The organism is Streptomyces sp. enrichment culture (assembly GCF_964272855.1).
GTDB lineage: Bacteria > Actinomycetota > Actinomycetes > Streptomycetales > Streptomycetaceae > Streptomyces.
Genome location: NZ_OZ186847.1, coordinates 2,810,291 through 2,833,700, shown reverse-complemented (window position 1 = coordinate 2,833,700; position 23,410 = coordinate 2,810,291). Strand labels below are relative to the sequence as shown.

At 71.6% G+C, this 23,410-nt stretch carries 12 protein-coding genes and 2 pseudogenes; 1 reads left to right on the top strand and 13 read right to left on the bottom strand.

Going from position 1 to position 23,410, the window contains the following annotated elements; translation table 11 throughout:
• Positions 1-11 precede the first annotated feature (11 nt).
• The 4 genes from ACSU6L_RS11760 to ACSU6L_RS11745 all read right to left on the bottom strand — a co-directional run bounded on the left by ACSU6L_RS11760 (position 12) and on the right by ACSU6L_RS11745 (position 6,703).
• Positions 12-1,409: a maltokinase N-terminal cap-like domain-containing protein gene (locus ACSU6L_RS11760; RefSeq protein ID WP_437056148.1), complete on the bottom strand. Its 1,398-nt coding sequence runs from the start codon at positions 1,407-1,409 to the stop codon at positions 12-14.
• A 105-nt stretch (positions 1,410-1,514) separates the two neighbouring features.
• Positions 1,515-3,218, bottom strand: coding sequence for a maltose alpha-D-glucosyltransferase (treS, locus tag ACSU6L_RS11755; protein ID WP_437056146.1), 1,704 nt, complete (start codon positions 3,216-3,218; stop codon positions 1,515-1,517).
• The gene (locus ACSU6L_RS11750) at positions 3,215-5,296 is read right to left on the bottom strand and encodes an alpha-1,4-glucan--maltose-1-phosphate maltosyltransferase (protein ID WP_437056144.1); all 2,082 of its coding nucleotides are present in this window, start codon (positions 5,294-5,296) and stop codon (positions 3,215-3,217) included. The genes treS and ACSU6L_RS11750 overlap by 4 nt, the downstream gene beginning before the upstream one ends.
• Positions 5,297-5,500: 204 nt before the next feature.
• Positions 5,501-6,703 (bottom strand): S8 family peptidase, encoded by a 1,203-nt coding sequence (locus ACSU6L_RS11745; protein WP_437056142.1) that lies wholly within the window; start codon positions 6,701-6,703, stop codon positions 5,501-5,503.
• Positions 6,704-6,984: 281 nt separating this feature from the next.
• On the opposite strand from ACSU6L_RS11745, the gene ACSU6L_RS11740 reads away from it, so the two are divergent.
• The gene (locus ACSU6L_RS11740) at positions 6,985-9,603 is read left to right on the top strand and encodes a glycosyltransferase family 1 protein (protein ID WP_437056140.1); all 2,619 of its coding nucleotides are present in this window, start codon (positions 6,985-6,987) and stop codon (positions 9,601-9,603) included.
• 18 nt (positions 9,604-9,621) lie between these two features.
• Here ACSU6L_RS11740 and ACSU6L_RS11735 read toward each other — a convergent pair whose 3' ends face one another.
• The 9 genes and pseudogenes from ACSU6L_RS11735 to ACSU6L_RS11695 all read right to left on the bottom strand — a co-directional run bounded on the left by ACSU6L_RS11735 (position 9,622) and on the right by ACSU6L_RS11695 (position 23,366).
• Positions 9,622-10,134: a DUF1990 family protein gene (locus ACSU6L_RS11735; RefSeq protein WP_437056138.1), complete on the bottom strand. Its 513-nt coding sequence runs from the start codon at positions 10,132-10,134 to the stop codon at positions 9,622-9,624.
• Between the two features lie 68 nt (positions 10,135-10,202).
• On the bottom strand, positions 10,203-11,873 hold the full coding sequence (locus ACSU6L_RS11730) for a M4 family metallopeptidase (protein ID WP_437056136.1): 1,671 nt from the start codon (positions 11,871-11,873) through the stop codon (positions 10,203-10,205).
• Positions 11,874-12,087: 214 nt separating this feature from the next.
• A complete protein-coding gene (locus ACSU6L_RS11725) occupies positions 12,088-14,133 on the bottom strand; it encodes a M4 family metallopeptidase (RefSeq protein ID WP_437056134.1) in 2,046 nt (681 codons plus the stop codon).
• Between the two features lie 436 nt (positions 14,134-14,569).
• Positions 14,570-14,881 (bottom strand): annotated as a pseudogene (locus ACSU6L_RS11720) (ABC transporter ATP-binding protein); the annotation flags it as partial.
• A gap of 52 nt (positions 14,882-14,933) precedes the next feature.
• The gene (locus tag ACSU6L_RS11715) at positions 14,934-17,909 is read right to left on the bottom strand and encodes a carbohydrate binding domain-containing protein (RefSeq protein WP_437056132.1); all 2,976 of its coding nucleotides are present in this window, start codon (positions 17,907-17,909) and stop codon (positions 14,934-14,936) included.
• 172 nt (positions 17,910-18,081) lie between these two features.
• Entirely contained in the window at positions 18,082-19,935 is a 1,854-nt protein-coding gene (locus ACSU6L_RS11710; RefSeq protein WP_437056130.1) for an ABC transporter ATP-binding protein, read from the bottom strand.
• A pseudogene (locus tag ACSU6L_RS11705) lies at positions 19,932-21,730 on the bottom strand (ABC transporter ATP-binding protein). Before ACSU6L_RS11705 ends, ACSU6L_RS11710 begins: the two are co-directional and overlap by 4 nt.
• A gap of 60 nt (positions 21,731-21,790) precedes the next feature.
• On the bottom strand, positions 21,791-23,191 hold the full coding sequence (locus ACSU6L_RS11700; protein ID WP_437056128.1) for a sulfatase family protein: 1,401 nt from the start codon (positions 23,189-23,191) through the stop codon (positions 21,791-21,793).
• 73 nt (positions 23,192-23,264) lie between these two features.
• On the bottom strand, positions 23,265-23,366 hold the full coding sequence (locus ACSU6L_RS11695) for a putative leader peptide (protein WP_437056126.1): 102 nt from the start codon (positions 23,364-23,366) through the stop codon (positions 23,265-23,267).
• Positions 23,367-23,410: the final 44 nt, after the last annotated feature.

Here is a 23,410-nt window from a genome sequence, read left to right as displayed (position 1 = left end):
TCAGGGGAGGGTCAGGTGGGTTGGCCGGAGGCGAGACGGCGTATCGCCGACAGCGGCACCGGGAGCCAGTCGGGGCGGTGCCGGGCCTCGTAGACCACTTCGTACACCGCTTTGTCCGTCTCGTAGGCGCGCAACAGCACCGGGTCGTGCCGCGGGTCGCGGCCACCGGCCTCGGCGTACCCGGAGCAGTACGCGGCCCGGCAGGTCTCGGCCCAGCCCGGCACCCCGGGCCGTACCGAGTGCGCGGCGTAGTCGAAGGAGCGCAGCATCCCGGCGACGTCCCGCACGGTCGGCTGCGGCATCCGCCGCTCGGCCAGCGGCTTGGCCGGTTCGCCCTCGAAGTCGATCAGCGTCCACTCCCCGGCCGGGGAGCGCAGGCACTGCCCGAGGTGGAGGTCGCCGTGGATGCGCTGGGCGGTCCAGGTGCTGCCCTCCGTGCCGAGCTGGGCGACCGCCTCGAAGGCGCTGCGCAGGTCCGGCGCGTACGGGCGCAGCGCCGGCACCGCCTGAACGGCGGCGTCCAGGCGTTCGACCATGGCGTCGACCAGCGGCTGGAGCTGGGCCGGGCCGAGCGTGACCGTCGGCAGGGCACGGGCCAGCACGGTGTGCACCTCGGCGGTGGCCCGCCCGAGCGCCCGTGCCTCGGCGCCGAAGTCCTCGCCCTTGGCCAGTTCGCGCAGGGCCAGTTCCCAGCCGTCGGTCGCGCCCTGCACGTAGGGCTGGAGCACGCCCAGGACGTACGGCTCCCCGCCCAGCTCGGCCCGCAGCCACGCGGTCGGCGCGGGCACCCGGGGGCAGCCTTCGCGGGCCAGCGCGAGGGGCAGCTCCAGGTCGGGGTTGACGCCGGGGACGATCCGGCGGAGCAGCTTCAGGATGAACGTATCTCCGTAGACGACGGACGAGTTGGACTGCTCGGCGGTCACCGCGCGCGGGACGAGACCGGTCCGGATCCGCCGGCCGGGGTCGCGCTCGAAGCGCAGCCCGCCGACGCGGGCCCCGGTGCGCAGCGCCTCCAGGAGGAGGTCCGCGGGCCGGGGGTCGTACAGGGCCTCGTAGACCGTGCGTCCGGTGAGCGGGCCCTCGGTGACATGGCCGATCAGCGCGGGCGCCAGCCGGGGCGGCAGCGCCTCGCGCACACCTATCAGGAGCTGGTAGCAGTCACCGGGGGCGGAGGCCGCGCCCTGCAGCGGCGTCAGCGGCTGGTGGACCTGGACCAGCAGGTGGTACAGGCCCAGCTTGCCGCCGGGCGGCAGCAGTTCGGTGGCCGCCACCAGGGTGAACCCGGTCACCGGGCGCCCCTTGCCCGCGAACCACCGCTGGCGCGGCAGCCACTCTCTCAGCAGGGGCTCCAGTGACGCGAGGAGGCCGGGGCCGGCCGAGACGACGGGGCGGGTGACGGCTTCCGACATGGGGTGCGTCCTTTCCCCGGAATGGTCGGGGGTTCCCGAGAGTAGTCGGGGTGTTACGGCATGCGTGCCCCGGGCGGGACGGTGAAAACCGCCCCGCCGCGAGTTCTAGACGACGGCTTCCTTGCGGAGCCGGAACCAGTAGAAGCCGTGGCCCGCCAGGGTCAGCAGGTACGGCAGGTCACCGATCGCGGGGAAGCGGACCCCTCCGATCAGCTCGACCGGGTGGCACCCGGCGAAGGACCGCAGGTCCAGCTCGGTCGGCTGCGGGAACCGGGAGAAGTTGTGCACGCACAGCACCAGGTCGTCGCCGTGCTCCCGCAGGAACGCCAGGACCGCCGGGTTGGAGGACTGGAGTTCGGTGTAGGAGCCGAGGCCGAAGGCCGGGTTCTGCTTGCGGATCTCGATCATCCGCCGGGTCCAGTGCAGCAGCGACGACGGCGACGACATCGCCGCCTCCACGTTGGTGACCTGGTAGCCGTAGACCGGGTCCATGATCGTCGGCAGGAACAGCCGTCCCGGGTCGCACGACGAGAAGCCCGCGTTGCGGTCGGGCGTCCACTGCATGGGGGTGCGCACGGCGTCGCGGTCGCCGAGCCAGATGTTGTCGCCCATGCCGATCTCGTCGCCGTAGTAGAGGATCGGCGAGCCCGGCAGGGACAGCAGAAGCGCGGTGAACAGCTCGATCTGGTTGCGGTCGTTGTCCAGGAGCGGGGCCAGTCGGCGGCGGATGCCGATGTTGGCGCGCATCCGCGGGTCCTTGGCGTACTCGGCCCACATGTAGTCGCGTTCTTCGTCGGTGACCATCTCGAGCGTCAGCTCGTCGTGGTTGCGCAGGAAGATGCCCCACTGGCAGCTGGACGGGATGGCCGGGGTCTTGGCCAGGATCTCCGACACCGGATACCGGGACTCCCGCCTGACCGCCATGAAGATGCGCGGCATCACCGGGAAGTGGAACGCCATGTGGCACTCGTCGCCGCCGCTGGCGTAGTCGCCGAAGTAGTCGACGACGTCCTCCGGCCACTGGTTGGCCTCGGCCAGCAGCACGGTGTCCGGGTAGTGGGCGTCGATCTCCTTGCGCACCCGCTTCAGGAACTCGTGCGTCGCGGGCAGGTTCTCGCAGTTGGTGCCCTCCTGCGCGTACAGGTAGGGGACGGCGTCGAGGCGGAAGCCGTCGATGCCGAGGTCCAGCCAGAACCTCAGCGCGGAGATCATCTCCTCCTGCACGGCCGGGTTCTCGTAGTTGAGGTCCGGCTGGTGGGAGAAGAACCGGTGGAAGTAGTACTGCCCGCGCACCGGGTCGAAGGTCCAGTTGGAGACCTCGGTGTCGACGAAGATGATCCGGGCGTCCTGGTACTGCTTGTCGTCGTCGGCCCACATGTAGTAGTCCCCGTAGGGGCCGTCGGGGTCGCGGCGGGACTCCTGGAACCACGGGTGCTGGTCACTCGTGTGGTTCATGACGAAGTCGATGATGACCCGCATGCCGCGCTGGTGGGCCGCGTCGACGAACTCCACGAAGTCGGCCAGGTCACCGAACTCGGGCAGCACGGCCGTGTAGTCGGAGACGTCGTAACCACCGTCCCTGAGCGGGGACTGGAAGAACGGCGGCAGCCAGAGGCAGTCCACGCCGAGCCACTGGAGGTAGTCCAGTTTGGCGGTCAGGCCCTTGAGGTCGCCGACGCCGTCGCCGTTGCTGTCCTGGAAGGAGCGGACGAGGACCTCGTAGAAGACGGCACGCTTGAACCAGTCCGGGTCCCGGTCCTGGGCGGGTGTGTCCTCGAAGGTGTCCGGGACGGGCTCGTTGACGATCATTGTGTGGGTGACCCTCCGATCTGCGGGTTGGACGGTCGCAGGACGGTGAGGACGTGCGCCGGCCGGTGGCCGGGTTCCAGGCGCACGTAGTTGGCCCTGCCCCAGTGATAGGTCTCGCCGGTGAGCTCGTCGCGCACCGGCACCGACTCGTGCCATTCCAGGCCGAGTTGCGGCATGTCCAACGAGACCGTGGCCTCCTGGGTGTGGTGCGGGTCGAGGTTCGCGACCACCAGAACCGTGTTCGAACCCTGCCGCTTCGAGTACGCGATCACCTCGTCCCTGTCCGCGTGGTGGAAGTGCAGGTCGCGCAGCTGCCGCAGCGCCGGGCTGCCCCGCCTGATCTCGTTGAGCCGGGTGATGAGGGGGGCGATGCTGTCCGGGCTGTCCCAGTCGCGGGGGCGCAGCTGGTACTTCTCCGAGTCGAGGTACTCCTCGCTGCCCTCCCGCAGCGGGGTGTTCTCGCACAGTTCGTAGCCGGAGTAGACGCCCCAGGCGGGGGAGAGGGTGGCGGCGAGGACGGCGCGGACCTCGAAGGCGGGGCGGCCGCCGTGCTGGAGGTAGGCGTGCAGGATGTCGGGGGTGTTGACGAAGAAGTTCGGCCGCATGTAGGCCGCCGCCCGCCCGGACAGCTCGGTCAGGTACTCGGTCAGCTCCTGCTTGGTGTTGCGCCAGGTGAAGTACGTGTACGACTGCTGGAAGCCGATCTGGGCCAGGGTGTGCATCATCGCCGGGCGGGTGAACGCCTCCGCCAGGAAGATCACGTCCGGGTCGGTGCTGTTGATCCGCCCGATCACCCGCTCCCAGAACACCACCGGCTTGGTGTGCGGGTTGTCCACCCGGAAGATCCGCACCCCGTGCTCCATCCAGTGCCGCAGGATCCGCACGGTCTCGGCGACCAGGCCGTCCATGTCCCGGTCGAACGCGATCGGGTAGATGTCCTGGTACTTCTTCGGCGGGTTCTCCGCGTAGGCGATCGACCCGTCGGGGCGGTGGTGGAACCACTCGGGATGCTTGTGCACCCACGGATGGTCCGGGGAGCACTGCAACGCGAAGTCCAGCGCGATCTCCAGGCCCAGCTCACCGGCCCGCGCGACGAACCGGTCGAAGTCCTCGATGGTCCCCAGGTCCGGGTGCACCGCGTCGTGCCCGCCCTCCGGCGAGCCGATCGCCCACGGCACCCCCACGTCCTGCGGACCGGCGGACAGGGTGTTGTTGGGGCCCTTGCGGAACGTCGTGCCGATCGGGTGGATGGGCGGCAGGTAGACGACGTCGAACCCCATCTCCGCGATCGCGGGCAACCGGCGCGCGGCCGTGCGGAACGTGCCGTGCGGACGCTCCGCCGTCCCCTCCGAACGCGGGAAGAACTCGTACCAGGAACCGAACAGCGCCCGCTCCCGCTCCACCAGCAGAGGCAGCGGCTCGGACGCGGTGACCAGCTCCCGCAGCGGATACCGGCCGAGCACGGACTCCACCTCCGGAGTCAGCGCCGCCGCCAACCGGACGGCGGCGGGCCGGTGTTCGTCCCGGAGGGCGTCGACGGCGGCGAGGACCGGCGCGCGTCCCGGTTCGGGCATGCCGGCCGCCGCCCGTTCGTACAGCCGGGCGCCCTCCTCCAGGACGAGGCCGGTGTCGATCCCGGCGGGGATCTTGATGCGGGCGTGGTGCCGCCAGGTGGCGAGCGGGTCGCTCCACGCCTCGACCGTGTAGGTCCAGCGGCCGGGCGTGCCCGCGGTGACGGTGGCGCCCCAGCGGTCGGTGCCAGGGGCGAGTTCGCGCATCGGCGTCCACGGGCCGGGCCGGCCCTCGGGATCCCGCAGGACGACGTTGGCGGCGACCGCGTCGTGGCCCTCGCGGAACACGGTGGCCGAGATCTCGAAGGACTCGCCGGTCACCGCCTTCGCGGGCCGGCGGCCGTGCTGGACGACCGGGTGGACGTCGAGAACCGGTATGCGCCCCACGGCGGTGACGTCGCCCGCGGAGGATGGCTCCGGGGCCGGCGGCCCGGCGTCGGAGGGGCGTACGGGGGGTGATTCGGTACGGGGTGTCGGGGGTGCTGACGAGTGGTGCGTGGCGGGCATCACCGCTCCTGTCCGCGTCAACGTGGGTGGGCGGATTGCTGTGGGGAGGTGGGTTCTGCGTGAGGTGCCTGTGAGGTGTACCGCTGGAGCCTTCCCACACTGTTCGGGTGGGCAATCCGGCACTTTGTTAACTACTCACGCGTATGTCTACACACAAGTCCGGCCCCGTCCGGGACGAACGGGGCCGGTGGCCGAACCGTGCCGCTAGGACCGTGGCACCTGGAGAAGCCGGTCCGGTGAACCGGCCCCCCGGCCGGACACCTTGCCGGGTGCCGCAGCCGCCGCCAACGCCCGGAAGACCTGCGCGGGCGAGGCCTTCGGACGGTCCGCGAGATACAGCGCCGCAGCGCCCGCGACGTGCGGAGACGCCATGGACGTACCGGAGTACGTGGCCTTCGCGGAGTCGCTCGCGCGGGACGCCGAGGTGATCGCGACACCGGGGGCGAAAAGGTCCAGCGCGGCCCCGTGGTTGGAGAAGGACGCGCGGGCGTCCCGCTGTCCGGTGGCGCCGACGGTGATGGCCTGACGGACCCCGGCGGGCGAGTAAAGACTGGCCGGAAGTCCATCGTTGCCCGCCGCCACGGTGTACGTGACCCCGGCGGCGATGGAGTCGCGTACGGCGGCGTCCAGTTGGGCGTTGCGCCGGCCGCCGAGGCTCACATTGGCGACGGCCGGCTTGCGGGCGTGCCGGGTCACCCAGTCGATGCCCGCGATGACCTGGGCGGTGGTGCCGGCGCCCGCGTCGTCCAGCACCCGGACGGCGACGACCTTCGCCTTCTTGGCGACGCCGTGGGTCCTGCCGGCGACGGTGGCCGCCACATGGGTGCCGTGGCCGTTGCCGTCGGAGGCGGTGGCGTCGCCGCCGACGAAGTCCCAGCCGTGGCGCGCCCGGCCGCCGAAGTCCTCGTGGGTGACGCGGATGCCGGTGTCGATCACGTACACGGTGACGCCCGCGCCCGCCGACTCCGGCCAGGTGTAGGAGCGGTCCAGCGGCAGGTCCGGCTGGTCCAGCCGGTCGAGGCCCCACGACGGCGGGTTCCTCTGGGTGCGGTCGACGACCACACGGGTGTCCTGGGCGACCGAGGCGACCCGGGGATCGGCCGCGAGCCGGCGCGCCTGTCTCTCGTTCGCCCGTACGGCGTACCCGTTGAGGACCGTGCCGTAGGTGTGGCTGACACGGGCTCCGTAACGTGCGGCGACGTCCCGTCCCGCAGCCGACGCAGCGCCCGTTCCCCCCTTCAGCGTCACCAGGTAACTGCCGTTGACGGAGCCGGGTTCACCGGCGCCGGCTATGTGCCCCTCCGGTGCCGCCTGCGCGGGCAGGGTCGTGGCCGAAAACGCCGCGGCGCACAGCACCGCGAGCAGACCCCCCGCCCGGCGCAGAGGCGATGGTCGCGTCCGTGCCATGGCTTCGAGTTCCCCTCCCTCGAGTCGGGCGTACGGCCTGCCGGCCGTGCGCCCCCCGGCAGCCTCTCGTGTGGTGTGAAGCCCCACAAGGTGGCCTGAGGGGGCGGAATCGGCCATATCGGCCGGGGCGCCGGGGGAGCGGTGCACCGGGGCGTTCGGGTGCGGCGGGCCCCGAGTCGCCCACGGCGGCACCGGGTAGCCACTACCGTCGATACGGACAACACCGTCGAGAAGGACAACAACGCACACCGCGTCCGTAAGCGCAGCGACAAGGTGGAACCGTGAAGGCGATCCGTCGATTCACCGTCCGTCCCGTTCTCCCCGAACCCCTCCGGCCGCTGAGCGACCTGGCGCGCAACCTGCGCTGGTCCTGGCACGCGGAGACACGCGACCTGTTCCAGTCCGTGGACCCCGACTGCTGGGCCGCCTCCGGTGGCGACCCGGTGCGGCTGCTGGGCAGTGTGCCGCCCGCCCGGCTGGCCGAGCTGGCCGAGGACCGCCGCTTCCTGCGCCGCCTCGCCACGGTCGCCGACGACCTGCACGACTACGTCACCGGCGACCGCTGGTACCAGGCCCGGCCCGGCGAACTCCCGGCCGCCGTCGCCTACTTCTCCCCCGAGTTCGGCATCACCGCCGCCCTGCCGCAGTACTCCGGCGGACTCGGCATCCTCGCCGGCGACCACCTCAAGGCGGCCAGCGACCTCGGCGCCCCGCTGATCGGCGTCGGCCTGCTCTACCGGCACGGCTACTTCCGCCAGACCCTCTCCCGGGACGGCTGGCAGCAGGAGCACTACCCCGTGCTCGACCCCAACGAGCTGCCGCTGGCCCTGCTCAAGGAGCCCGACGGCACCCCCGCCCAGGTGACGATCGCGCTGCCCGGCGGCCGTTCGCTGCGTGCCCGTGTCTGGCTGGCCCAGGTGGGCCGGGTGCCGCTGCTGCTGCTCGACTCGGACATCGAGGAGAACGACCTCGGCGAGCGAGGTGTCACCGACCGGCTCTACGGCGGCGGCAGCGAGCACCGGCTGCTCCAGGAGATGCTGCTCGGCATAGGAGGAGTGCGGGCGGTGCGGACGTACTGCCGGCTCACCGGCCATCCCGAGCCCGAGGTGTTCCACACCAACGAGGGCCACGCGGGCTTCCTCGGACTGGAGCGGATCGCCGAACTCTGCTCGGCGGGGCTGGAGTTCGACGCGGCGCTGGAGGCGGTCCGGGCGGGCACCGTGTTCACCACCCACACGCCCGTCCCGGCCGGCATCGACCGCTTCGACCGGGAGCTGGTCGCCCGCCACTTCGGCCCCGGCGCCGAGCTGCCCGCCATCGACGTGCACCGGATTCTCCAGCTCGGCATGGAGACCTACCCCGGCGGCGAGCCCAACCTGTTCAACATGGCCGTGATGGGCCTGCGCCTGGCCCAGCGCGCCAACGGCGTGTCCCTGCTGCACGGCAGGGTGAGCCGGGAGATGTTCTCCGGGCTGTGGCCGGGGTTCGACCCCGAGGAGGTGCCGATCACCTCCGTCACCAACGGGGTGCACGCCCCGACCTGGGTGGCGCCGGAGGTGTTCCGGCTCGGCGCCCGGCAGATCGGCGCCCAGCGCACCGAGGACGCGCTGACGATCGGCGGCTCGGACCGCTGGGACGCGGTCGCCGACATCCCCGACCAGGACATCTGGGAGCTGCGCCGCGGTCTGCGCGAGCAGCTGGTGACGGAGGTCCGGGAGCGGCTGCGGGTGGCCTGGCGGCAGCGTGGGGCCGGCACGGCGGAGCTGGGCTGGATCGACGGGGTGCTCGACCCGGACGTGCTGACCATCGGGTTCGCGCGGCGCGTCCCCTCGTACAAGCGGCTGACGCTGATGCTGCGCGACCGGGACCGGCTGATGGAGCTGCTGCTGCACCCGGAGCGGCCGGTGCAGATCGTGGTGGCGGGCAAGGCGCACCCGGCGGACGACGGCGGCAAGCGGCTGATCCAGGAGCTGGTGCGGTTCGCCGACGACCCGCGCGTCCGGCACCGGATCGTCTTCCTCCCCGACTACGGCATGGCGATGGCGCAGAAGCTGTACCCCGGCTGCGACATCTGGCTGAACAACCCGCTGCGCCCGCTGGAGGCGTGCGGCACCAGCGGGATGAAGGCCGCGCTCAACGGCTGTCTCAACCTCTCCGTGCTGGACGGCTGGTGGGACGAGTGGTTCCAGCCGGACTTCGGCTGGGCGATCCCCACCGCCGACGGCTCCGCCACCGACGTGGACCGCCGCGACGACATCGAGGCGGCCGCCCTGTACGACCTGCTGGAGCGGCGGATCACCCCGCGCTTCTACGAACGAGGCCAGGGCGGGCTGCCCGACCGCTGGATCGAGATGGTCCGGCAGACGCTCACCCTGCTCGGCCCGAAGGTGCTGGCGGGCCGGATGGTGGGCGAGTACGTCGACCGGCTGTACGCGCCCGCCGCGCGCGCCCATCGCGCCATGGACCCGGACTCCGCGCGGGAACTCGCCGAGTGGAAGGCCCGCGTCCGCGCCGCCTGGCACGGGGTGACGGTCGACCACGTCGAGACCTCCGCGACGGCGGCCACCGCGGAACTGGGCACCACCCTCACCCTGCGGGTCCGCGTCGGCCTCGGTGAACTGGCCCCCGACGACGTCGAGGTGCAGGCGGTCTCCGGCCGGGTCGACCCCGAGGACCGGATCGCCGATGTCTCCGCCGTCCCCCTGAAACCGGCGGGCGGCCCCGACCTGGAAGGCGGGTGGGTGTACGAGGGCCCGCTCTCCCTGGACCGCACCGGGCCCTTCGGATACACGGTCCGCATCCTCCCGGCCCACCGGCTGCTGGCCTCGGGGACGGAACTCGGCCTGGTCGCGGTGCCGTCGGACGAGCTGGGGGAGGGGGCGGGCGTACTGATGAGGTGAGGCCGGCGAGATCCAGCCTCACACCTCCCCGGTGCTCAGCTGCCGCAGCACCTTCCCGCAGCGCCGCGCGTACGCGTGCTGGAGCCCCCGCGTGGCCGGTCCGCCGGCCTTGGCGTACCAGCTGGCCGGGCGGCTGAAGGCGGAGATGGTGAGCCATACCGTGCCGTCCCCGGTGCGGTCGACGACGAAGGACTCCTCGCCGCACTCGGGGTGGCCGGGCAGGGTGCCGTACGCCCAGCCGGCGCGGCGGGGTTCGTCCACCGTCCACACCACCCGGCAGGGGGCCTTCACCACCCCGGCGAGGGTGACGGTGACGTCGACGCCGGGGGCGGCGCGCCCGGCGCTCGTGTCGATGCCGACGCCCATCGCCCGGTGCATCCCCCAGGTGCACACCGCCTCGGCGGCGCGGCGGAAGACGTCCTCGCCCTCGCCGAGGCGGGTGCGGACGTGGAGGGGACGGAAGCCGGGCGGGCAGAACCCCGGCTCGCGGGTGCCGCCGACGTCCTCGTACGTGAACTCCCCTTGAGACATGCGCCCCAGACTAGGACGGCACCCGGCGTCGCCTTCCCGCCGGGTGCCGTCCGTTCGATCAGGCGGGCTCAGCTGACGTTGACCGCCGTCCAGGCCGCCGCGACCGCCTTGTACTCGGTGCTGGAGGCCCCGTACAGCGCCGACGCCGCGTTCAGGGTCGCCGTGCGGGCGCCCTTGTAGTTGGTGGTCGACGTCATGTACTCGGTGAGCGCCTTGTACCAGATCGCCGCGGCCTTGGTGCGGCCGATGCCGGTGACCGCGGACCCGTCGTAGGTCGGCGAGTTGTAGCTGACGCCGTTGACGGTCTTGGCGCCGCTGCCCTCGCTGAGCAGGTAGAAGAAGTGGTTCGCCGGGCCGGAGGAGTAGTGGACGTCCAGGCCGCCCAGCGACGACGACCAGTAGTCCTTCGACGCGCCGTCCTTGCTCGGCTTGTCCATGTAGCGCAGCGGGGTGCCGTCGCCGTTGATGTCGATCTTCTCGCCGATGAGGTAGTCACCGGGGTCGGAGGCGTTGTTCGCGAAGAACTCCACCGCCGCGCCGAAGATGTCGGAGGTGGCCTCGTTCAGGCCGCCGGACTCGCCGCTGTAGTTCAGGCCGGCCGTGTTCGAGGTGACGCCGTGGGTCATCTCGTGGGCCGCCACATCCAGCGAGGTGAGCGGGTTGGTGTTGCCCTCACCGTCGCCGTACGTCATGCAGAAGCAGCTGTCGGACCAGAAGGCGTTGACGTACGCGTTGCCGTAGTGGACGCGCGAGTACGCGGCCTTGCCGTCGTTCTTGATGCCGTTGCGGCCGAAGGTGTTCTTGTAGTAGTCCCAGGTCACCTGTGCGCCGTAGGCCGCGTCGACGGCGGCCGTCTGGTCGCTGGAGGAGCTGGAGGCGGTGCCGGTGCCCCAGGTGTCGTCGGCGTCGGTGAACAGCGTGCCGGCCGAGCCGCTGGTGGAGCGGGCCTTGTTGTACGTCTTGTGGCCGCCGCGCGTGGTGTCGTGGAGCTGGTACGTCGAGCCCGACAGGGAGGTGCCGAGGGTGACGGTGCCGGAGTAGAGGCCCTTGCCGGTGCCGGTCTCGATGCCCTGGTACTCGTAGAGCTTCTTGCCGGTCGCCGCGTCGGTGATGACGTGCAGCTCGTTCGGGGTGCCGTCCTCCTGGAGGCCGCCGACGACCGTCTCGTAGGCGAGGGCGGGCTTGCCGGTGGCCGCCCAGATCACCTTGCGCGGGGTCCGGGAGGCGTCCGACTCGGTGCCGCCGAGGGCCTTGGCGCGCTTGACGGCCTGGGTCTCGGCCGCCGCCTGGGAGACGTCCGGGGTGAGGTCGGAGACGGCTATCTTCGCCTTCGTCGCTCTGGTGACGCCCTCGCTCTTCCCGGTCGGGCTCTCGTGGACGACGAGGTCGCCGCCGAGGACGGGCAGGCCGTCGTAGGTGCGCTCGTAGCGGGTGTGGAGGCTGCCGTCGGCGTCCTTGACGACGTCGCGGACGACGAGCTCTTCCTTGGCGCCGAGGCCTATCTCGTCGGCGGTCCGCTCGGTGGCCGCGTCGGCCTGGCGGATCAGGGCCGTGCGGGTGGCGGGGGAGAGCGCCAGCGGGGTGGCGGCGCGGGCGGCCGTGGTGCCCGAGGAGTCCTGGGCGGTGGCGGAGCCGGTGGTGAGGCCGCTGGTGAGGAGGGCTCCGGCGGCGACGGCGGTGGCCAGCGCCAGGGTGGTGCGCTTGTGACGCGCGTAGAGGGGGCGGGACGTGGGGGTCACACAAACTCCTTGAGTGGGGGGTTGGCGGGAAGTTGTGCGGCGGGTGGGGGGAAGCGTCGCATCAGTGGTGCGTACATGTCAGGACCCCCAAGTGATGTTGGCCGAAAATCAACTCCCAAGAAAACGTTTCGGGAATGTAAAGCGACGGCAGTGAAAAAGGCGCCGCCTCGGGGTGGTTGACCCCGGAGCGGCGCCGTGTGCCGTGCGACCCGGTTTACGGGAAGGTCAGCTTCCAGCTGTTGATGTAGCCGGTGTCGACCGCCGCGTTGTCCTGGACCCGCAGCAGCCAGGTGCCGTTCGCGGCCTCGGAGGAGGCGTTCACGGTGTACGTGGTGTTGAGGTTGTCCGCGCTGCCGCCGGTGCCATAGCCCTTCAGCGTGTAGGCCGTGCCGTCGGGCGCGACCAGCTGCACCTGGAGGTCACCGATGTAGGTGTGCACGATGTCCACCGCGACCTGGAGGTTGCTCGGCGCGTTGCCGGTGCGGCCGCTCACGGTGATCGGCGAGGTGACCGCGGCGCCCCGGTCCGGGATCGCCACGTCGGCGGTGTTCTCGAAGGACGTGCCGCCGCCACCGCCGCCGGAGCGGGACCCGACCGCGACGCCGGCCCACGCGTCCTGCACCGCCTTGTACTCGGCGCTGGTGGTGCCGTACAGCTCACCGGCGACCGCGAGGGTGCCGGTGCGGGCGCCCGCGTAGTTGGTCGTCGAGGTGAACTTGGTGGTGAGCGCCTTGAACCAGATCTGCTCCGCCTTGGCCCGGCCGATGCCGGTGACCGGCAGCCCGTCCGCGGTCGGCGAGTCGTAGTTGACGCCGTTGACGGTCTTGGCGCCGCTGCCCTCGCTCAGCAGGTAGAAGAAGTGGTTCGCGGGGCCGGACGAGTAGTGCACGTCGATCGAGCCGATACCGGAGTACCAGTTGTCCTTCGACGCGCCGTCCTTGCTCGGCTTGTCCATGTAGCGCAGCGGCGTGCCGTCGCCGTTGATGTCGATCTCCTCGCCGATGAGGTAGTCACCGACGTCGGAGGCGTTGTTCGCGTTGAACTCGACGGCCGCGCCGAGGATGTCCGAGGTCGCCTCGTTCAGGCCGCCGGACTCGCCGCTGTAGACCAGCTTCGCGGTGGCCGACGTCAGACCGTGCGTCATCTCGTGCGCGGCCACGTCGATCGACGTGAGCGGGTTGACGTTGCCGGAGCCGTCGCCGTACGTCATGCAGAAGCAGCTGTCCGACCAGAACGCGTTGACGTAGTTGTTGCCGTAGTGGACCCGCGAGTAGGCGCCGACACCGTCGCCGCGGATGCCGCTGCGGCCGTGCACGTTCTTGTAGTAGTCCCAGGTCAGCGCGGCCCCGTAGTGGGCGTCGGCGCCGGCCGACTCCAGGTTGGACGGGGTGCCGTTGCCCCACACGTCGTCGGGGCCGGAGAACAGCGTGCCGGTGCCCGAGGTGCCGCGGTTCAGGTTGTACGTCTTGTGGCCGCCGCGGGCGCCGTCGGTGAGGTTGAACGTCGACCCGGACTGGGTGGTGGTCAGCGGGACCGTGCCGCTGTACACCGTGTGCCCGGTGCCGGTCTGGATCGCCTCCCACTCGAAGAGCTTCTCCCCGGTGGCGGCGTCGGTGACGACGTGCAGCTCCTGCGGGGTGCCGTCGTGCTGGAGCCCGCCGACCACGGTCTCCCACGCGAGGGTCGGAGTGCCCTTCGCGGCCCAGATCACCTTGCGCGGCGCCTTGTCGACGTCCGGGCTCTTGGCGTCCTCCGCCTCCGCGGCGGACAGCGCCTGCCGCTCGGCACGCGCGGCGCCGACCGCCGGGGTGAGGGTGGCCGGCTTGATCGCGGCGCGGGTGGCCCGCGCGACGCCCTCCGTCGAGCCGTCCTTCGCCGTCTCGACGACCAGGTCGCCGCCGAGGACGGGCAGGCCGCCGTAGGTGCGCTCGTAGCGGGTGTGCACGGTGCCGTCACGGTCCTGGACGACGTCCCGGACCACCAGCTTCTCCTTGGCGCCGAGGCCGAGCTCCTTGGCCGTCTCCGCCTTGGCCGCGTCGGCCTCGCGCATCAGCTCGGCGCGCTGGGCGGGGGTGAGCTTCTTCGGCAGGGCGCCCGGGTCCGCCTTGGCCGACGCCGCCGGCGCCCGCTCCGGGGCGGCGGTCGCGGCACCGGACTGCACGGCGGCGGCGACGAGCGCGGCGACGCCGACCAGCGCCACTGCCGCTGCCCGGTGACGTGGAGTGTGGGAGGTGCGTCTGTGAGAGGGGCTGCTGCTCAACACTGACTCCTTCTGCGCGGCCGCGGGTCGCGCGGCCAGGGGAGACCGGGCGGCGGGTGGGCCGACCGGGCGTGCGTGGAGCTGCGCCGCGTCACAGCGCGGGACCGAGCTGTGGGGTTGCTGTGAGCGGCCGTGGGAAGAGTGGCAGGCCCGCGCCGCTCCTGTCAGGAGCGCGTCAGAAAGTTGGCCGGAAATCGTTCGTTGTCCGGGAGTTCACGTTCGATATACGGACTCGCTGCCGTTCCGGCGCTGCCGCTCCTTTCCGGCCCCGCCGCTTCTCGCGGTTCCGCTCAGGAGCGGGTCTCCCCGTGCCAGGTCCGCCACAGCCGCGCGTACGCCCCGTCCGCCGCCACCAGCTGCTCGTGCGTGCCGAGTTCGGTGATCCGTCCGCCCTCCATCACCGCCACCCGGTCCGCGTCGTGCGCGGTGTGCAGCCGGTGCGCGATCGCGATGCCAGGCCGGTGTGCAGCCCTTCCGGCAGACCCCGCACGATGTCGTCGGCCGCCGCCGCGCGCACCGCCCGCCCGATCGCCGCCTCGTCCCGCTCCCGGCGCCCGCACACCACCTCGCGCAGGGTGCCCGCGAACAGGTCGGCCTCGTGGTCGGCGACCAGGATCCGCTCCCGCACCTGTTCCGTCGGGATGCCGTCGAGCGGCACCCCGCCCCAGGTCGCCGCCGACGGCTCGTACCTGCCGAGCCGGTCCACGACGGCCGCCGCGCCGGCGGGCCGGGCCGCGACCAGCGCCGTGGCCGGATTCCAGCAGGTACGCCACCGGCACCACCAGCACCGCCGGTGCGCTCTACTTCAGGTACGGACCGTCGGCGCCGATCTTGCCGGTGCCGTCCAGCACGTACACCCGCAGGTTGCCCTTCCCGGGCGCGGCGACGCTGAGGGTGCCGTTCGTGACGGTCCTGCGGTCACCGGTGACGGCGTCCACGTAGGTGCCGTTCCGGATGCCCGTGTAGGAGGCGCCCCCGGAGACGGTGACCAGCGCGAAGCTGTCCGTGCCGCCCTCGGTGTAGCGGCGCTTGAACGCCATGCCGCCGCTGATGCCCTCCGTGGAGTACTGGCCCATCTGCAGGGCGGGGATCGCCCGCCGGATCTGGTTGAGCCGCTGGACGTGCTTGACCAGGGGCTTCTGCAGGGTCGTTGCGACCGCCCCGGTGGCCGAGTCCACCTTGGAGAAGTCGGACGCGGTCACCGTGCCGGCCACGTGGTCGCCGTAGTAGGCGCGGCCGGTGGTCGCCAGCGGACACGACGGGCCGCAGTCGATCTTCTTGCCGGCCTGGAACTCGATCTCCGAGCCGTAGTACAGGGTCGGGATGCCGCGGAAGGTCCACATCAGCGACATGTTCTCGGCCCAGGCGTCGGTGCCGCCCGCGTACCGCTCGCTGCTCTTGTTGGGGCCGTAGTCGTGGCTGTCGACGTAGACGACGTTGTAGGTGGCGTCGTTGACGCTGTCGTCGGAGTCCTTGCCGTTGGAGAAGGCGTTCTGCGCGTCCCCGAAGTTCATGTGCATCCGCATGTCGATGATGTTCATGCCGGAGAACCTCGAGTGGTCCGGGGTGTGGTAGCCGTTCCCGTTCAGGAACGCGTTGGTGCTGGTGGGCTGGTTGCCGGTGCCCTGCTGCTGCTCGTACTCGTACATCTCCAGGGCTGCCTTGGCGTCGTCCGCCGAGTACTCCTTGCGCTCCTTCCACGTGTAGAACTGCGCGGAGTGGTTGACCGAGCCGCGGTTCCACTTGTCGTTCACGAAGGCCGCGACCTCGCCGAAGACGAAGAAGTTCCGCGCCGCCTCGGCGCCGTGCCGCTGGGTGACGCGCTCGGTGATGGCGGGCAGGAAGCGGCGGTTCCAGGTGGTGCGCGGGATGTGCACGACGGTGTCCACGCGGAAGCCGTCGACGCCCATGTCGATGTACTTGTTGTAGGCGCCGATCAGGTAGTTCTGCACCGCCGGGCTCTCGGTGTCGAAGTCCGCGAGGTCCTCGTGCAGCCAGCAGGACCGGGAGTCCTCGCCCTCCCAGTTGCCGATCCAGCACTGGTGGTAGTACGCCTTCGGGAACATGCCGGAGGTCGGGTTCGGCCACTGGCAGTTGTAGATGCGGTAGCCCTCCGGTGAGGTCTGGCCGGTGGGCGTTCCCCAGTTGACGCAGGTGTTGCCGGTCGGCTCCGCCGTGGACCACAGGTCGCCGTTGTAGTACGACTTGCCGCTCTTCGGGTCGACGGTCAGGCCGTCGTACTCGAAGCCGGGCTGCTTCTCGTCGTAGTACCAGCTCCACTGGGAGTCGCGCACCCCGTACACGGTGGGCGTGAACAGGCCCTTGGCGCCCCAGCGGGAGGAGTGGTTGTAGACCACGTCCTGGTAGATCTTCATGCCCTTGGCGTGGGCGGCGTCGATCAGGTCCTGGTAGGAGGCGCCGGCCGACTCCAGGCGCGGGTCGACCTTGTAGAAGTCCCAGCCGTGGTAGCCGTGGTAGTCGTAGTCCGAGCGGTTGAGGACCACCGGGGTGATCCACACGGCGGAGAAACCGAGGCCCTTGATGTAGTCCAGCTTGTCGACCAGGCCGCGGAAGTCGCCGCGGAACATCGGGTCGTCGTTCGCCGCGTTGCCGGACTTCACATGCTGGCTGCCGCCCCGGTTGTCGGAGCTGTCGCCGTCGTTAAAGCGGGCGGTGAGGACGAAGTAGATCGGGTCCTTGCGCGGGTCGGTGCCGAGCGGCTTGCCGGTGGCCGGAGTGGCGGGCTTCTCGCCGGTGGTGGCCGTGGCCGCGGCCGAGGCGGGGGAGACGTTCCCGGCCGCGTCGACGGCCTTCACCGTGTACGTGTAGGCGGTCCTCTCCGCCAGGCCGCCGTCCGTGAACACCGTCGAGCCGACGTCGGTGACGACCGTGCCGCCGGTGCCGCCGGTGCGGGTCACCTGGTACTTGACCACGCCCGTGTCGTCGGTGGCCGGCTGCCAGGTCAGCACCACGGAGACGCCGGTGGCCTGCGCCGTCACCCCGGTCGGGGCGGTGGGCGCCTGGGTGTCGGGCTCCGTGGCCGCGCAGGGGTCCTTCGCGTTCTGGGTGACGACGTTGTTCTTCACCGTGCTGGTGCCGGCCGGGACCGTGTAGTCGGCGCCGTTGTTGTTGTCCCAGACGCCGTTGCCGTTGTTGAACGCGGCCTTCATGGAGCCGGCCGTGCCCAGGTCGACGGTCTGCTTCCACCACCCCGTGCAGGCGGTCCGCATGCCGACGCCGGGGACCGCCGTCCAGGAGCCGCCGGCGGGCTGGTAGTGGATGTTGGCGGTGGACCAGCCGAGCGCCTGGGTGGAGTAGTACACCGTGGCCTTGTCGCCCTCGACCGGCCCGGTGCCCGCGCACGGGTCGGAGTGGGAGACCACCCCGTCCTTGACGGTGATGGTGCCGGTACCCAGCTGGTAGTTGGCGCCGCCGTTGTTGTCCCAGGTGCCGCTGCCGTTGTTGAAGGTGGCCTGGAGGCCGCTCGCGGCACCCAGGTCCACCGTCTTCTTCACCCAGTCCGTGCAGGCCGCCTCCATCGCCACGCCCGGCACGGTCGTCCAGGCGCCGCCGTCGGGGGCGTAGTGGAGGTTGTACCGGGACCAGTTCCTGGTCTTCGTGTAGTAGAAGACCGTCGTGGTGTTGACGGTGTCCGCGACGGGCGCGGTGCGCGGGCTGTCCGTCCTCGGCACGGCGTGCAGCAGGCTCAGCAGCGAGCCGGCGACGAGCGCGGCCGCCAGCGGCCGTCTCGGTCGCCAGGGGGTACGGCGTTCCATGGCACTCCCTCGTCAGCGGGCCCTGGCAGGACGCTCACGCCGCACGCCTGACGCAAGAGCCGTCGGAAAATTGCTGAAAGAGCTTTCGACGGCTGGAAGTTACTCCCGCGTGAGGAGCGCGTAAAGAGATCGCGCATTGAACTTTCCGGCCCCGCACCGGACTTGAGCGGACTTATGCCAGGCTGTCCCGCCAGGCGCGATGCAGATCGGCGAACCGGCCCGTGCCGGCGATCAGTTCGGCCGGACTGCCGTCCTCCACGATCCGGCCGTGCTCCATCACCAGCACCCGGTCCGCGATCTCCACGGTGGACAGCCGGTGCGCGATCACCACCGCCGTACGGCCCTTCAGCACCGTCGCCATCGCCCGCTGCACCGCCCGCTCCCCGGGGATGTCCAGCGAGCTGGTCGCCTCGTCGAGGATCAGCACCCCGGGGTCGGCGAGCAACGCCCGCGCGAACGCGACGAGCTGCCGCTGGCCGGCCGAGATACGGCCACCCCGCTTGCGGACGTCCGTGTCGTAGCCGTCGGGCAGGGCGCTGATGAAATCGTGCGCGCCGATCGCCTTCGCCGCCCGCTCGATCTCCTCGCGGCTCGCGTCCGGGCGGCCGATGGCGATGTTGTCGGCGACCGTGCCGGAGAACAGGAACGCCTCCTGCGTCACCATCACGACCCCGCGCCGCAGCTCCGCCACCGACAGCTCCCGCAGGTCGACCCCGTCGAGCAGCACCCGCCCGTCGGACGGGTCGTAGAACCGGGCGAGGAGCTTGGCGAGGGTGGACTTGCCGGCGCCGGTGGAGCCGACCACCGCGACCGTCTGCCCGGCCGGCAGCGTCAGGTCGAAGCGGGGCAGGACCTCGCCGCCGGTGCGGTACGCGAACCGCACCTGCTCGAAGACGGCCTCGCGGCCGGGCTGGTCCGCGGTCCGCAGCGGCGGGAGCGGCGTGGGCGTCGACGGCTCGGGCACCGAGGGCGTCTGGGCCAGCAGTCCGGCGATCTTCTCCAGCGAGGCCGCCGCCGACTGGTACGAGTTGAGGAACATGCCGAACCGGTCGATCGGGTCGTACATCCGCCGCAGGTACAGCACCGCCGCCGCCAGCACACCCAGCGCCAGCGTGCCGTCCGCCACCCGGTAGGCGCCCCACAGCACGATCAGCGCGACCGCCGTGTTGCCGACGATCCGGGAGCCGACCACATAGCGGGCCATCTCCAGCAGCGCGTCGCCGTTGGTCCGCTCGTGCCGCCGGTTCAGCACCCGGAACTCGGCGTCGTTGGCCGCCTCCCGGCGGAACGCGCGGACCGGGCGGATGCCGTTCATCGTCTCCACGAATTTCACGATCACCGCGGCGATCGCGCTGGACCGCTGGAGGTACACCCGCTGCACCCGCCGCCGGTACAGCCGCACCAGCCACCACAGCGGCCCGAACGAGGCCACCGCGACCCCACCGAGACCGAGATCCAGCCAGAGCAGCAGCACCGCCGTGTACACACAGGAAAGGATCACCATCACCAGCTCCTGGAGACCGTCCTCCAGCAGCTCGCGCAGGGACTCCACATCGCTGGTGGAGCGGGAGATCAGCCGGCCCGAGGTGTAGCGCTCGTGGAAGTCGACGCTGAGCGCCTGGGCGTGCCGGAAGATCCGGCCGCGCAGGTCCAGCAGCACGTCCTGGCTGACCCGCGCGGAGCCCCGGACGAACGCGTACTGCAGCGCGCCCGCCGCCAGCGCGCACAGCAGATAGCCGACGGCCACCGCGATCAGCGGCCCGCGGTCGTCGGCGCGCAGCGCGGGCACGGCGTGATCGATTGCGTACGCCACCAGCAGCGGACCCGCCTGCACGGCCGCCTGCTGGAGCAGCAGCAACAGCGTGGTCAGCGCGACCCGCGCCTTCATGGGGGCGAGGAGGGAACGCAGCAGCGCGGCGGTGGCGCCCGGCGGGGTGGGCAGGACGTCCTGGTCGAAGGGGTCCCCGCCGGGGGAGGGGTGGTCCTCGGGCTCCTCCTTGGGCGGCGCGGTGGTGATGGCCGTCATCGGCCGTCCTCCTCTTCCCCCGACATCAGATGGGCGTACTCGGCGTTGCCGCGCAGCAGTTCGTGATGGGTGCCGACGGCGGTGATCCGGCCGCCGGAGAGCAGGGCGACCCGGTCGGCGAGCAGCACCGTGGACGGGCGGTGCGCCACGATCAGCGCCGTGGTGTCCGCGAGCACCTGCCGCAGCGCCGCCTCCACCGCGGCCTCCGTGTGCACGTCCAGTGCCGACAGCGGGTCGTCCAGCACCAGGAACCTGGGCCGTCCCACGACCGCGCGCGCCAGCGCCAGCCGCTGCCGCTGCCCGCCGGACAGGCTCAGGCCCTGCTCGCCGACCTGGGTGTCCACACCCTGCGGGAGCGCGCCGACGAAGTCCGCCTGGGCGACCGCGAGCGCGCGGTCCAGCTCGGCGTCCCCGGCCCCGTCGGCTGCGCCCATCAGGACGTTCTCCCCGACCGTCGCCGAGAACAGCGTGGGCTCCTCGAAGGCGACGGCGACCCGGCCGCGCAGCTCCTCGCGGGACATCGCCGTGATGTCCACCCCGTCCAGGGTGATCCGCCCGGACGTCACCTCGTGCAGCCGGGGCACCAGCGCCGTCAGTGTGGTCTTCCCGCTGCCGGTCGCCCCGACCAGCGCCATCGACTCGCCGGGCCGCACATGCAGGTCGACCCGGTCGAGCACGGGCGGGGAGCCGGGCGGGGCGTCGGGGTAACGGAAGGTGACGCCGTGGAACCGCAGCCCGCTGTCGTCGCCGTCCGCCGATCCGCTGAGGGCGGTCGACTCCGGCTTGGCGTCCATGACCTCGAAGTACCGCTCGGTCGCCGTCGCGGCCTCCTGGCTGAGGGCCAGCAGGAAGCCGATCGAGTCCACCGGCCAGCGCAGCGCGAGCGCCGTGGACAGGAACGCGACCAGTGTGCCCGCCGACAGGTCCCCGTCGGCGACCCGCACCGCGCCCAGCACCAGCGCCGCCCCGATCGCGACCTCGGGCAGCGTCATCATCGCGGCCCAGATGGTCGCCAGCAGCCGCGCCTTGTGCAGCTCCGTGCCGCGCAGCGTCCGCGACAGCTCGCGGAACGCCCGGGCCTGGCTGCGGTGGCGGCCGAAGCCCTTGATGATCCGGATGCCGAGGACGCTCTCCTCGACGACCGTCGTCAGGTCGCCGACCTGGTCCTGAGCCCGCCGCGCGGCGTGCGCGTACCGCTTCTCGAAGACCACGCAGACCACCAGCACCGGCACGGCCGGGCCCAGGATCACCAGGCCCAGCGTCCAGTCCTGCACCAGCATGATGATCACGCCGACGAGGATCGTGACCGCGTTGACCAGCAGGAAGGTCAGCGGGAAGGCGAGGAACATGCGCAGCAGCATCAGATCGCCGGTCCCCGGGACAGCAGCTGTCCCGAGGGCCAGCGGTCGTGGAACGCCACCGGCAGCCGCTGCAGCCGCCGGTACAGATCCGCCCGCATCGCCGCCTCGACGCCCGCCAGCGGCCGGGCCACCAGCCACCGCCGCAGCCCGAACAGCAGCGCCTCGGCGAGCCCGAGCAGCAGCAGATACAGCGCCCCGAGCCACACCCCCGCCGGGTCACGCTCGGCGACCGGCCCGTCCACCAGCCACTTCAGCACCAGCGGGATGACCAGGCCGACGCACGAGGCGACGACCGCGACGAACGCGGCGCTGAACAGCCGCGCCCGCACGGGACGGACGTACGGCCACAGGCGCAGCAGGGAACGGACGGCGGAGCGGTTCCCGGAGGGTTTCCCCGGGCGGTCCTCTTCGGTGGTGGCACGTGTCGTCGGCATCACTGTGAGATTACGGACAGCCACTGACAACGCCCACCGAGTTTCGGTCCGGTCGGCGCGTCAGGGGGCCGGGTAGGGCAGCAACCCCTCGGCGATCGCCTCCCACGCCCCCCTCAGTTCGGCCAGCAGCTCGGGCCGGGCGGCGGCCAGGTCGGCCTGTTCGCGGGCGTCCTCGGACAGGTCGAACAGGTGATCCCGGCCGGACGAGTCCTGGTAGTACTTGAAGTCCCCGCGCCGCAGCGCGCGGTTGCCCCGCACCCGCCAGAACAGGTCCCGTTCGGGGATCTCCTCGCCGCGCAGCAGATAGCCGGCCAGGCTGTGCCCGTCGAGCGGGTAGGCCGGGTCGGGGCGGGCGCCGGCCACTTCCAGCAGGGTCGCCGTCCAGTCGGGGGAGTAGACCGGCTCGTGGCTGACCTGGCGGCCGTCGATCCGGGCCGGCCAGCGCAGGATGGTCGGCACCCGGATGCCGCCCTCCAGCAGCTGCGACTTCTCGCCGCTCAGCGGCCACTGGTAGGAGAACCGCTCGCCGCCGTTGTCGCTGGCGAAGACGACGACGGTGTTCTGCTCCTGGCCGGAACGGCGCAGCGCGGCGAGCACCTCGCCGACGGCGGCGTCCAGGCTCTCCACCATCTCCCGGTACTTCTCCACCGAGCCGCCGTCGTTGTGCAGCAGCCCCGGCAGCACCTGCCCGGCACGGATCTTCGCCGCGATCTCCGCGCCGGCCTCCTCGTCGCCCTCCGCGAGCCACGGCCAGTGCGGGGTGGTGAAGTTCAGGTTGAGCAGCCAGGGCCGCTCGTGCTCCCGGCGGACGTAGTCGACGGCCCGCTCGGTCAGCACGGTCGTGTAGTAGCGCAGGTCCTTGTAGGCCGCGTCGCCCTCGTACAGGTCGTACTCGCCGAGCTGGCCCAGCTTGGAGAAGTACTCCAGGGCGCCGCCGAAGTTCCCGAAGAACTCGTCCCAGCCGGACCGGGTGGGGCTGTGGTCGGGCAGGAAGCCGCAGTGCCACTTGCCGATCAGGGCGGTGTCGTAGCCGGCCTTCTTCAGCAGGGACGCCAGGGTGGGGTGGTTCGGGTCGAGGCCCTGCGTGCGGTTGCCGATCGGCTCGGCCAGCCCGCCCTTCGTACGGCCGGGGTAACGCCCGGTGTAGAGGCTGAACCGGGTGGGGGAGCAGGTCGCCGAGCCCGAGTAGCCGTCGGTGAACCGCACGCCCTGCGCGGCGAGCCGGTCCAGGTTCGGGGTGCGGATGTGCGGCGCCCCGTACACCGACAGGTCGGCCCAGCCGAGGTCGTCGGCGAGGATGAACAGGATGTTGGGCCGGCGGTGCCCGCCGGTGGCGGGGCGGGCCCGGAAGGGGCGTTCGGCGGGAGTGGCGGCCTCGGCGGTGGTCGTCCCCGCGAGCGTCGCGGTCACGGCACCGCCGCCGACGAGTCCGCCGAAGGCACGGCGGGATATTTCGGGCATGCGGAATCCTCGGAGACAGGGGTGTCCCAGAGCTGGGACATACAGACCAGGGGGAAGGGAGAAGGGCCGCGGCTCAGCGGCGGCGACAGATCGCGCCGGCCTGCCGGCACAGGTCGACGTGACGCCGCTCCACGAGCGCGGCGTACGCGCACCGGTGATCAGCGGACGGCCTCATGACCATGGAAGGTGCCAGCCGGACGGGGCCGTGGTCAACGGCCC